At 47.3% G+C, this 12259-nt stretch carries 10 protein-coding genes and 1 pseudogene; 2 read left to right on the top strand and 9 right to left on the bottom strand.

The genetic code is table 11. The features are described 5' to 3' along the window. Window positions 1-239 precede the first annotated feature (239 nt). Window positions 240-860: a DUF4304 domain-containing protein gene (locus tag FE784_RS26130; RefSeq protein WP_139605206.1), complete on the top strand. Its 621-nt coding sequence runs from the start codon at window positions 240-242 to the stop codon at window positions 858-860. Between the two features lie 112 nt (window positions 861-972). Here the strand turns inward: FE784_RS26130 and FE784_RS26125 are convergent, their stop codons facing one another. The 9 genes and pseudogenes from FE784_RS26125 to FE784_RS26090 all read right to left on the bottom strand — a co-directional run bounded on the left by FE784_RS26125 (window position 973) and on the right by FE784_RS26090 (window position 11631). Beyond that, a complete protein-coding gene (locus FE784_RS26125; protein ID WP_139605205.1) occupies window positions 973-1746 on the bottom strand; it encodes an IucA/IucC family C-terminal-domain containing protein in 774 nt (257 codons plus the stop codon). 1 nt (window position 1747) lies between these two features. Continuing rightward, window positions 1748-3715: an AraC family transcriptional regulator gene (locus tag FE784_RS26120; RefSeq protein ID WP_246132180.1), complete on the bottom strand. Its 1968-nt coding sequence runs from the start codon at window positions 3713-3715 to the stop codon at window positions 1748-1750. A 328-nt stretch (window positions 3716-4043) separates the two neighbouring features. Then, window positions 4044-4679: a GyrI-like domain-containing protein gene (locus FE784_RS26115; RefSeq protein WP_218103813.1), complete on the bottom strand. Its 636-nt coding sequence runs from the start codon at window positions 4677-4679 to the stop codon at window positions 4044-4046. Window positions 4680-4794: 115 nt separating this feature from the next. Beyond that, window positions 4795-7389, bottom strand: a complete 2595-nt coding sequence (ppsA, locus tag FE784_RS26110) for a phosphoenolpyruvate synthase (protein ID WP_139605203.1) — start codon at window positions 7387-7389, stop codon at window positions 4795-4797. Between the two features lie 862 nt (window positions 7390-8251). Further along, window positions 8252-8635 carry a VOC family protein gene (locus tag FE784_RS26105; RefSeq protein ID WP_139605202.1) on the bottom strand — a complete coding sequence of 128 codons (384 nt, stop codon included), beginning with the start codon at window positions 8633-8635 and terminating at the stop codon, window positions 8252-8254. A gap of 102 nt (window positions 8636-8737) precedes the next feature. Then, a complete protein-coding gene (locus FE784_RS42070; RefSeq protein WP_246132186.1) occupies window positions 8738-9016 on the bottom strand; it encodes an ArsR/SmtB family transcription factor in 279 nt (92 codons plus the stop codon). Between the two features lie 282 nt (window positions 9017-9298). Beyond that, a pseudogene (locus FE784_RS42065) lies at window positions 9299-9544 on the bottom strand (carbohydrate-binding protein); the annotation flags it as partial. After that, on the bottom strand, window positions 9478-10314 hold the full coding sequence (locus FE784_RS26095; protein WP_139605200.1) for a hypothetical protein: 837 nt from the start codon (window positions 10312-10314) through the stop codon (window positions 9478-9480). The gene FE784_RS26095 and the pseudogene FE784_RS42065, both read right to left, overlap by 67 nt. Before the next feature lie 3 nt (window positions 10315-10317). Beyond that, entirely contained in the window at window positions 10318-11631 is a 1314-nt protein-coding gene (locus FE784_RS26090) for an ABC transporter substrate-binding protein (RefSeq protein ID WP_139605199.1), read from the bottom strand. A 457-nt stretch (window positions 11632-12088) separates the two neighbouring features. Between FE784_RS26090 and FE784_RS26085 the strand changes: the two genes are divergently transcribed. Continuing rightward, the coding region (locus tag FE784_RS26085; protein ID WP_139605198.1) for an ArsR family transcriptional regulator at window positions 12089-12259 on the top strand (171 nt) is incomplete at its 3' end.

Genomic DNA, 12259 nt, shown 5'->3' with positions numbered 1-12259 from the left:
CTGCTGGAACCGTAGGCAATCGCCGTGCTATAATTTGCCTGGCGACACTTCCAATTCAAGACCAGTCAGACCTTGGTTCCGATAGGCTTTGCAGTAGGTGCTGACGTCGAACCGCCATGTACCGCTCGTATAGTCGCGTGTTCGCTGTCTGACGCATCGCCTTCGGGTAAGCTCTCTTCGAAAGTCTTAGCAAATACGTATTGGAATAAAAAATCTATAGTAATCTTCTAGGAGGGATCCTGTTGCAGCGGCTCTTTAGCGATATGATTAAGCAGGACGTAAAGCCGTTCCTTTCCAAGCATGGTTTCGCAAAGAAGAGTTTGAATTTCTATAAGATAACAGAAAGCCTCATTTACATGTTCAATTTCCAAAAATCCTCCGGCAATTCAGCGGACAATGTAATGTTTTATGTGAACTGCGGTATTTATGCAGCGGAGTTGGCACAGATACAATCGAGAGAGATTCTGACAGCACCTCAAGAAGCGGAGTGTCACTTCAGAGCAAGAATTAAGGAAATTGTTGAGTCTGTTCCAGATCGATTTGCAATCACTCCTGATACGAATATGGAGGATTTAAGAAAAACGCTGCTAAGCGGATTAGAAGAGGTTACTCATTTCTTTGATACTATGACCAGTGCCAGATCCATTGTAGATTATTATACTTCAGGTCCATTTTTACATCTGGGCGAAGAGAGCTTTCATTTGCTATTACAATCCAAAGATGTAGCAGCGGCTAAACAATATTTGAAGGCTTTGCAGGAGAAGTATGGAACGGAACAGCGATGGACTATATTCGAAAATAAATACAAGGCCATCTTCAATAAATACGGAGTGGAGTTTGATAAGCTATTAGTCAGATAACCCGAGGTGTTCCTCTGGCAAAGTATCATCAAGTTTTTTGCCGCCACATCTATACAGCCCGACGGGGAGCCGGACGTGCCGTGCCGGGCAGCAGAGCGCTGCCGCGCTACGCTCATCCCGGCTCAATCGGACATGCCCGGCAGTATTCACCCGAGATTTCGACATACAGACAACAAGTGCGTCTGCGCCTCGGGGCCTGTCCGGCGCTTGCTTCCCCGTAACGGCTGCTCAGGGCGGCGAGCGGATTGCGCGCTTCGCCGAACCAGTCGCCGGGGGATGTGCGTACGACGGTGTCGAAGTCCTCTCGAATCCGGCAGGCGTCGGGTCCGTCGCCCGCTTGCTCCAGCAGATCTTCGAACAAGGGCACGATGCGCACCATGGCGTTTTCCCACAACAGAACGAGCGGAACCTTTGCAGTGGCAGACAAGGCGTGAAACAGCGGCGTCACATGGCCGGCGAACAGCGACCGCATAACCCGCTCGCGCCACCGGGAGCGCTGGTCGGCCGAAGCCTCCGCAATGCGCCAACCGGTCAGTCCCAAACTCGGAAGCCGCGTACCGTTCGGCTGCTGCGCCTGCTGCTCTGTTGTCTCCAGGATGCACTGGTCTGGCGTGAACTCCAGTACCTGATTCTCTGTTGTCATAGCTGCTAGGACAGGAGCCGCGACGAGAAAGGCGTATCGCTTGGCCAAGGTGGACGCCGTCACTCTGCGCGACGGCGAACCGATATAGTCTCCCAGCCAATCGAGATAAGCCTCGCATCGTTCTCGCCCAAGCAGGTCTGAGACACGCGTCGTACGCCGGTACAGGCGCATGGGATCATGCGCTCCCATGCAGTAAGGTGCGACCCGTTCCTGCCACTCTTTCGGAAGCGTCTCGCTGCTCATCTTACGACTTGCCCAGCAGCGCTTCCGCCACCTGATCCACGATCAGATTGATCGCCATTGGACCGTAATAGCCGATCCACATCGTGGTGTCCACCGTATAGACGCGCTTGTTTTTGACCGGTTCGAGCGATTGCCACGTCGTTGTGCTTTGGAATTGCTGCACCAATCCCTTGAACATCTCGTCGGTCAGCAGGAAATAATGGTTCGCACCGACGTCGGCCAGTGCCTCAAGCGAAATGTGGTAGGCGGTATCGTCTGCTTCGGTAACGGCTTTGGGTACCGGCAGCCCCAAATCTTGATACAAGACCGCGCCAGTACGATGCTCCGGGGTATGGACGCGAATCATATCGTCGCGCGGCCGGATGAGCGCTACCGTCTGACCGTTCAGCTTGGAGGCCAGATTGGCGGACAGCTTCGCCGTTTTTTCCTTATAGGCCTGGACGACCTGCTTCGCCTCCTGCTCCTTGCCCATCAGCTTCCCGATTGTAATCAGCGTGTCCCGCCAATCCTCGTTGCGCATGAGCATGACGGTCGGCGCAATTTTGGACAAGCTTCCATAGATCGCTTCATGCACTTCCGTGCAGATGATAAAGTCCGGATTGGACGCCAGAATCGCTTCCAGACTCGGTTCCTGGTAAGTCCCGAGCACCTTGACATTGGACAGTTTGTCATTCAAATATTCCGGAAAATCCGTCGCTCCGCCCGCGGCTTTGACGCTGGCCGATGGACGCTCGTCGAGCGTGACCAACTGGTCGATGTATTGGACGTCAAGCACGGCGATCCGCTGCGGCTTCTGCTCCAGCGTGAACTCTCCCCTGGCATGCTTGACGGTGACCGGGTAAGCTTTCTGCCGCGCGGACTGGGCCGGCGAGGTTGCGGAATTTTCGGACGGCTGTCCGGTCGGCGAACCGGCGTTGCTCGGAGCGCTTGTCCCGCCAGAGCAAGCCCCCAATATAAGCATTAGTACGAGCATAACATTTACAGCCAGCAATCTGCTTCTTGCGTACATGTGTGCGTCCCCTTCGCGGATATATTGATAATGATTTTCATCATCAATATAACTATACGAGAGATCGCTCCCTGAGCCAATGGAGGGATGCGACACAAAAGATGAACGAATGCGACGCTGGCGTCGGTAATGCATCGGCGATACGCCGTACTGTTTTTTGAACGCCCGGCTGAAATAGTAAAAGTCCACATACCCGACCGCTTCGGCAATTTCCTTGACAGTGGCCCCCGTGTCCGTCAGCAGCCGCTGCGCCTGCTCCAGCCGCACCTGAATCAAATATTCCATCGGGCCCATCTCCACCTGCTCCTTGAACAGCCTCTGCAGCTGTCTCGGACTGCAGGCGAGCAGCTCGGCAAGCTCGCGCAGATCGAAGTCTTCCGCGTAATGCGATTCTATGTAACGGATGGCTCGACTGATCGGATCGGTTTGGACGACAGGCGCGTTCTCCACCCGCCGCAGCTGGCTCATCACCTCATACACCCATTCGTGGAACATCGCACGGACATGGAACTTCTCCAGCGGGTCGTCGAGCTGCCAATGCCGGTCCATCTGTTCAAGCTGCTTGTACAGCTGCAGCGCATTGACCGGGGAAAAGCCGTATGGCTTCAGGAAAGGGCTGCTGCTGCTGCTGCGGTACAGCTCCAGCAGTTCCTGTCGGCAAGGCAGCGCCATGACCGCTTTGTAGTACACTATATAATAGTCGATCAGCTCCGTGACATGGTCGATTTCGAGCGATGCGCCTTTGCCCGCATGTCCGACGTAGCTGTTGTCCAGCGCATGGGACTCCCCGTCAAGCAGCAGCAGCCCTCGGCCGTTCGCCATAAACAGAAACATGCTGGCAGGCAAACGGAAAAACCGCGCGCTCTCGCCCGGCAGCACGACCGACCTTCGTATATCCAGCACTTTAATGTGCGCATGGTTCCATAGCGCCATCACGTCGTGCAGATTGTACAGTGACACGTCTCTCCCCTCCGCCTGAACGATCAATGCTGCTTTGGAATCGAACGATAATCCGAAGACAACAGCACTCTAACACTGTACCAGACGCAGCGGCGTTTTTCCATCCGTCATTAGCGGAGAAGCAGGGCTTCCGCCGTCATTTGCGGTCGGAAGATGGAATGGATAAACTGCTGCTGCCGCCTCCATTGTCGCTTCTTCCCATTACGGTGGAGTTCGGGGGGATATAGGCATGGAGTGGCAGGCCTCCTTTAGAGAGGCCTGTTTTTTGTGTCCCGAGGCGGCAATCTGAACTCTTATCGTATCCGTTTGTTTAGGGGGAAGTTGTATTTTACTTCCGGATATCGTTTCGCGTTACAGGGAATCGCAACACCGTTTTCAACTTTGACGGTTCAGTCTTACGGGGATCCGACAAATAAATTTCCCGATGAATTTTACTTGAACGAGTAAATCCCTGTTCTGTACAAAACTCTTCCATTCGAGCAAAACTTTTCGGTTCATCGTCAAAGCTTCCAATATGCATCATTTGACAACTCCATCCATCTTCGACATGTTCAAACCGAATTTTCTCAAGGAATCGATTTGCCCTTTTCCTTTTCGACTGTTCCAAAAATCGCTCGAAATGCTCTTCGGTCAAAAAATCGGGTTGGCGTATCATAATTGTGTATTTAAAATTGCTTTTGTCCGTCGCGGGCTTTGACCGATCAAGCAAGTCCCATTCGCCCTCAAGTGGAAAAACCGTATATTCATAGTATCCGGCCGGCACATCTTCACTTTTGTAAGACATTCTCACTGCATAACTCATACTGTACAAAGCTTCTGTTGCCATGGCGAATTCCTCGCCGTTAGGGTCCCCAGAACCACTAACCATAAAAAATGGCATTCTCGGCACTATTACAATTTCCGGCAACGTTTTTGGCATATAGAGTTGCTTATAATCTTTTTTGTAATCTACCTTTTTGCCCAAAGCCAATACCCCCTTTTGTATGATTATGAAAAATAACATAGCGAAGTTCCCGTTTCTTTTGCGGCAACTTCATGATGTCAAACAATCCGATCAACTTGAAACTCGGACGAACGCCTTACAATATTTCGATATACCCTTCCGTTCCATGCACGCGAATTCGTTGCCCATCCTTTATCAGCTTGGTGGCATTTTCCACCCCGACCACTGCCGGCAAGCCATATTCGCGTGCGATAACTGCTCCATGGGTCATCAGTCCACCAACTTCGGTGACCAGACCTTTTATGGAAACAAACAATGGTGTCCAGCCAGGGTCAGTAAAGGAGGTGACTAATATATCTCCATCTTCCAGATCAGCATCGTCCATGCTTAAGATGACACGTGCTCGTCCCTCTATCAACCCGGAAGAAACAGGCAGACCTACAATCGCTTTGGCTGGCACATTTTCTCGTTTGTACTCACCTGTAACGATTTCGCCGTCAGACGTAATTACACGTGGTGGAGTTAGTTTTTCAAAAAAATTGTAATCGTCCTTTCGTTTGCTGATGATCTGATAATCAAGTTTGTTTGTGCGCACGACTTCATGAAGTTCTTCAAAAGTGAGATAGTATACATCTTCTTTTTCATGAATAACGCCGGCTTTTACGAGTTGTTCGGCTTCTTTCAGTATAGCCTTCTTATATACGAAGTAGCGATTAATCATGCCGTATTTCGGATATTCCCGATAACCGATGAAATTCCGGATCAGGCTGATCATCCGTTTAGTTTCTTTGGCTTTTTGTTCACCATCCGGTAATTGCTTCAAACGATCCAATAACTCTTTTTCTTTTTCCAAAGCTTCCTGTCGCCCTTGCTCAAATTTCCGATTGCCCGCATTAGGCTCGAATTTTTTGATGTTACCCAGAATCATGGGGACGAGTGTAACTGGTTTTTCACTCCAGCGAGTTTTAGTAATATCGATTTCTCCGGTACATCGCATTCCGTATTTGCTGAGATAATCATAAATAGCGTCTCGAGTTTCCTGTCCACCATCAAACTTAACGAGTTCATCCAAAAAGTTGTCATCTCTTACATGCTGTAAATGATCAATTACTTCCGGATAAGGACGAATCACATCTGCGACATCCAATAGCGCCAGACCCATTTCCGAAGTAATGTTGTTTGGTACAGATTGAGAAAGCGTATCTGCTGCGTTTTTTTCACCTAGCCACTCGTACATTTTTTCATTGATCCATGACGAAGCATTCATAGCAGTCATAAAAACCATTGAACTTTTTGGGTCAAATAAGATCTTCTTTAATTCCTGGAGATCTTCCAGAATAAAATCAAATAAATCTGCTCCTGATTTCGTTTGGATCTTTTGTTTTAATTCTTCTATCGATGTTTGACTACGCTTAATCAAATCAGAAACGATTGTCGGATCGTTCTCGAATTGTGCCAGCATATCTGTATTACTTGTGTTGGGAATCGGTGCTGTTTGATCATTTGGTAACAATTTTATAAAATCTCGCTCTATTATGGTCATGAGTGCGCCTTTTATGAGCGGATCGGATCCCAGAGTATTTAATAAAGTTTCCCGGCCGACAGGTGTAGCCAGCCTAGGTGCAACATCAACAAACAACCTCCCACCGGCTTTACGCATAGGTGCAGGAGTAATTAACAGGTAAAAAGACAATCCCAATGGTTTTATGGGATCTGTCATCATTTGTTGATGGCCAACAGATAGATAGACGTGATTTTCTTGATCAACCGCTTCAGGGATCGGGTATAAAGTAGTGATCGGCCGACTCTGGACAATATAAAATGTATCATCAGCCAAACACCATTCGATATCTTGCGGGCTGCCAAAATAAGCTTCAATCTGTCTTCCGATGCGCGCCAGCTGTAAAATTTGTTGCTCAGTGAGTGTTTGAGACATCTGCTGATCAGGATCGATCTGCCGTGTCTCTGTTCCGCCTTCCTTCCGTCCGTAGATAGCCAATTTTTTGGTTGCTATCCTCTTGTCGACAATTACCCCTTCCTGTACTTGATAACAATCGGCGGATACCAAGCCTGAGACCAGTGCTTCTCCAAGTCCAAAGCTGGCATCGATTGATAGCAACTTCCGGTTGGAGGTCATTGGATCGGCGGTAAATAAAATCCCCGAAGCCTGCGGGAAAACCATCCTTTGAACGATAACGGCTAAATAAACTTGACTGTGGTCGAATCCATTTTGCATACGGTAAATTACCGCGCGATCCGTAAATAGGGAAGCCCAACATTTGCTGATATGCTGAAAAATTGATTCTTTGCCGATGATATTTAAATAGGTGTCTTGTTGACCGGCAAAAGAAGCATGCGGCAAATCTTCAGCAGTCGCACTGGAACGCACTGCATAAGCATGTTCCTCGCCAAATTGGGAGAGATAGCGAGTAACTGCTTTCACAACATCGGAAGGGATTTCTGTCTCGATAATGAGTTGTCGAATGTTCCTGCTGATTTCGCCAATCTGATCTCGATCTTCTGCTTTTAGCATGGTTAGTCGATCCAACAAAGCATGATACGTTTCGTTTTGCTCGATAGCTTTTTGATAACCCGCAGTTGTAACACAAAATCCTTCCGGTACTTGTATTCCATCCATTTTGGATAATTCCCCTAAATGTAGCCCTTTTCCGCCAACGAGCAAAAGCTGCGTTTTTTCCATTTCCTGAAAACCGAGAACCAAAGAACTCATTCAACATCTCTCCTAACCGTTAAATTGAGAAAAAACATTTGACAAGAGTTTACCGGCATGGTACGATAAAAGTGTATGATGCATTAACTATGACTATTCAATTCGAAACAGTCGTGATCTGATTATATCATCGTGTCTGTTTATGTGCAATAAAAAAGAACTTGGTAAAGCTATCCAGGTTCTTTTCTTTTTTGATCGCTTCAGAATGGCTAAGCCGACTCCGTCACTGCATAGTTCCTATGTCATTTTCTTCGTTTCCATTACGGCCAAGCCGGCAGGTCGCCACTGTAGCCGCAACCTTTCTTTCCATCCTCGCCTGTTGTTCGCGGACTCGCCTGTCTCTGAATCACTTGACCAAAATGGCGATGCTCCTTCATATGGTTATCCTCTCTCTTCAATTCATGCTTTTCGATACGTCGGTCCACCTCATATTCCCAACTTACCCGCTGAAACTCATTCAGTGAATCGTATAATAGGACGAGCTGTTAAACATCACCGAAGATTTGGTTCCGAAATAAATATCGGTATACGGCAATGACCGGTAGCTGCAATCGGACAGAAATATCGTTCCGACAGCGCCGTTTTTACACTTAATGGAACTGAACATCATGTCTTCAACCTCGAATCCCCTTACCTTTAATAGCTCAATGGACTGGGAGACGGACGATGATGACATGGCGAAAACAAAAAGCCCGTACCATCAAGATACGGACAACAATTAAGTTCTAACTCAACGACTTTTTTCTTTTATAACAACAATTTCATTTATGTTTAGACCTTATAAAGGTAACCCCATCCTAAAAATTGGACAGGGTTAACTTGCCAATAAAGTCGTTTAGCACAAAGATAATTCGACGTAAAGTTACTTCTGCACAATCTGAATAAGGTTGCCGCATGTATCGTCGAAGACAGCTATTGTGAGTTCGCCCATTTTTGTGGGCTCCATAGTAAACTTCACGCCGTTTTCCAATAATCGTTTATACACTTCATTAATATCTGCAACGCCAAACATTGTTGCTGGGATGCCCTCGGCAGATATTTTCTTTTGATATTCTTTGGCGGCAGGATGGTCATTCGGTTCGAGTAAAAGTTCGGTACCGTCTTGCTCGTCGGGAGAAACAAGCGTTATCCACCTAAATTTACCGACTGGAACGTCATGCTTTTTTATAAAGCCTAGCGTTTCTGTATAAAACTCCAATGCCTTGTCTTGATCTTGAACGAATATACTGGTAACAATGATTTTCATAATGTTTTTGCCTCCTTTGATATTTTGCGACGTTGGCGCTCTGCTACCAATCTGGCTCCAATCAGAAAAACCCATACAGTCGTCAGAAGTTTTTAATTAAAATTACTCTATCCATCCTTTCAGCAAATTTTTAAGTGGTTCGTTGTTGAATATAACTACTCGATATTTTCCCTTTTTTTCTGATTTTACGAGTCCTGCATCTTCCAATGCAGAAAGATGTTTAGCAATCGCCTGTCGCGAAATGGAAAGGTCGTGCTTCATAATGAGACGTACCGTAAGTTCATACAACGTAATCTCGTTGCGTTCGGATAGCTCGTCTAATATAAGCCGACGATTCGAGTCGCCTAGCGCTTTGAATATAGCGTCTCTGTCCCTATTCATATATCGAGTATAAGCAACTCTACGGTTGCTTGTCAAGTATAAGCAACTGTATGATTGCATGATAAAGAAACCGTTCAGGAGTCGATGCGATGATACGGCTGCACTCGTAACGCCGTTTGCGATCGGATTCCATTTACCATGCCTCGTTACTTTAGATAGATCGCGAAGAGCATCGACCATTTGCACCTTCTCATCCGATGCCTCAAAGAGCTCCATTGATCTAAACGTTATACCGCCCTTGACCAGCTTGATTTTCAACTGATGGAAGCCCTGAGTGAGCTGCATGTTCCCGATCGTTTGCTTGATCCAAGCTTCTTTCATGTCTGCTGCGTGAGCAGGAATTTCGAATGTTCCAACCGACTTTCCGTCCAAAAATAGTTCAACAGCCGCTTCTTTAGCCAGCTTTCCCATTGTTAAATCCAATCCGTAAAGTCCGCTACTCTTCACATTAACCTTATAGCTCAGCCAGTTCCCGGACTGCTTAAGCTCAGCAGCATAACCTCCGTCTCCGCTCTCCCGTATATGCACCCTTTCGCCTTTTCTATATGGATTATCCCCTTCTGCTGCACCTTGTGCAAATACCCGCGATTTTCCTCTTTCATAAAATGAACCGCTTGGATCGTCCCAGGCACTGTCTTGAACACTTCAAAATCGCTGCTCCCGTTCACGTCATTGCTAAATGCGGTATACGAAAAAGCAGGCTCCATTCCCTCATAGACATACCCGATCGCACCGCCGCCAAGCGCCAGCTCGCCTTGCGCCTTTTTCATCCCGTCAAAATAGATGCGAACCTCATTGTCGTTCTTCTCTACGCGAATCGTGTGCAGCTTAGTAAAATCAGTGTCCGCTGAAAGCTTGACCGGCTCTCCGATCTGGCTTGCAGCTCCGCCTCTCATGTGCACCAGGCTGACAGTTTTGGCTGCAGGATCAATCGAGATGCAGGCGTAATTGTTCTTGTCCTTGTACGAGAACATCATGCCCAGCCACGCACCGATTCCCATCTCAGAAACAGTCTGCCCCTTGAAATTGTACTCCGCTACAAAATTTTCTTTCGACGCTTCTTTTGAAATCATCATAAACCCTTTGCCGAATGCTTCCTTTTGAAAATGCTGCTGCCCCTCCATATCATCCAACCAGGTGGACTCAGTGGCGGCGTTTCCATTTCCTCCGGGGATTGGCATCCGGACAAGCCTATTACTATTGCAGCGCCCGCCATACAGCCTGAAACAATAGTGCGGAGCTTCGTATTCATCAGTTGCCTCCTCGTAAAATGTTTCACGGAAAAACCAGAGAATCATCAGTCACTTCAGCGATTGCAGGGCAGTTTGTTCTTTGATATACTGGTTCAGTTTTTCCTGTGCATTCCGCAAGGCGGTATTGACATCGGTCCCTTTCAGGATCATCTCGTTGGCCGCTTCTACAATTAAGCTTCTGCCTTTCTGGTCATATTTCGTATGTTCATGCATGCCCGGCAGGAGAGCGAAGAACGCATTCGTATTTTTCCCCTTCAGGAATGCCAAGTCCCCGCCGTAATCTCTCTTCGTTTCTTCCGTTTTCTTCAATATCGTTATTCCGCCGCTCTTATTGATTAACTTCTGCACCTCTTCGCCGGCGACATGAGACACCACTTGAAAAGCTTGATCCTTATGTTTGCTTGTTGTGGTCACAAGCATGTTATGCGCTTCCGCCTGCCATGCGCTGCCCTTGCCCTTCTCAAACGTGGGGAGTGTTGCCATGTCCCATTGAAACTCCTGACCGGCCTTGACCAGTTTATCGATTTCGCCGATGACATCCGCCCCCCAATAGCCGGCCATAGCGAGCTTTTGATCTTTCACAAACACGCCGATCGAGTTGCCTGAAATTTTGCCATCCTTCACATACCCCGGAATGTCATGCAACGTTTTATTCAAGCTCAGTACCTTCACCCAACTGTCCGTTGTCAACGCGGCTTCGTTCGTCTGCTTGTTCACATAAGGCAAAGTAAGCCCCATTGCAAAGCGGTCCGCTCCTCCCGTGTAGAGGCCCAAATATTGAACGCCTCCGTCACTGCGAGTCAGCCTGCGCGCCAAATCGAAAGTTTCCTCATAAGTCATACCGTCTTTAGGATAAGCGATTCCGAATTTATCAAATAGGTCTTTGTTATAGAAGAGAGCGGGGATGTTCATTCGAAATGGCAGCGCAATCATTTCGCCTTTTTGGCCAAATTTCTTGATGGCTTCAATCGTGACCGGATCGTATTTGGACAGGTCCATTCCGAACTTTTTGATATACGGGTTCAGATCCTCAATGATTTGCAATTCCTGTATACCAGGAATCCCAGGCAAACCGGCCATCAAAATATCCGGCACGTCACCCGCTGTTATCAAATCCTGCAGCTTGCCGCTAACCCATTCCAAGGTAATATGCGGATATTTTTTTTTGATCGGCTCAATAAAGTAAGTCTCAAACTCTTCTTTGGGGAAAGCACCATAGGCAACATAAAACTTTAATGTAACAGGTTCCGTACTAACCTCGGCCAGATTCGTGCTTTTTTTGCCGGACTGATTTTGACTTTGGCAGCCGATATTCAGGAGCAACGCTAAGACTGTAGCGGTAAGTACCAACTTCCTTTTCAATTAGATCTCCCCCATGTTAAATTTTATAAATTAATTTTTGACACTGTGCCGGTGAAGCACTCGTTACCTCGGATCAGGAAACCGCTTTCGCAATTCCACACAGTTTGTTTGGTTTGTGCAAGAACCTCCATTCGTTTAGTTAGGAATTGTATCAAACTGGTTAAAGGCTTTCCCCGCCGCACCCCCTTCCATATGATTAATATATATATTATCTTAATCGCTTACTAGTTAATATGATAGATATTATTTACTTTTTTGTCAATATTTAATGTATATGTTGACTAATCAGGCTCCACGCATCAAATTACCAGTGACGTGTTGGTTCAGCACAATTCGTGCGGCGGAACCATCACTTTTGTTTTCTGCTTTCATCCGCTTCAGAATGATTCGAGCGGGTGGAGTCTGTTGACTAATTAACAATTTGGTTATACAATTGGATGAGTTAGGAGCGTGCCGTATGATCATAGACGTGACACCGAGAAATATGAATGTGCTGGAGTGCTTTTCTTCCGAAACGCGAGTTCGGATCATTGGATTGTTGAATGAGAAGCCTTATAACATTGGTGAGCTCGCTGAGGCATTAGGCATGTCATCAGCCATCATTACCAAGCATATCCAGAAGCTGGAG

It is taken from the genome of Paenibacillus hemerocallicola, from assembly GCF_006265175.1.
In the GTDB taxonomy this organism is placed as follows: Bacteria; Bacillota; Bacilli; order Paenibacillales; family NBRC-103111; genus Paenibacillus_AB; species Paenibacillus_AB hemerocallicola.
This window is presented reverse-complemented; position numbering and strand designations above follow the sequence as displayed.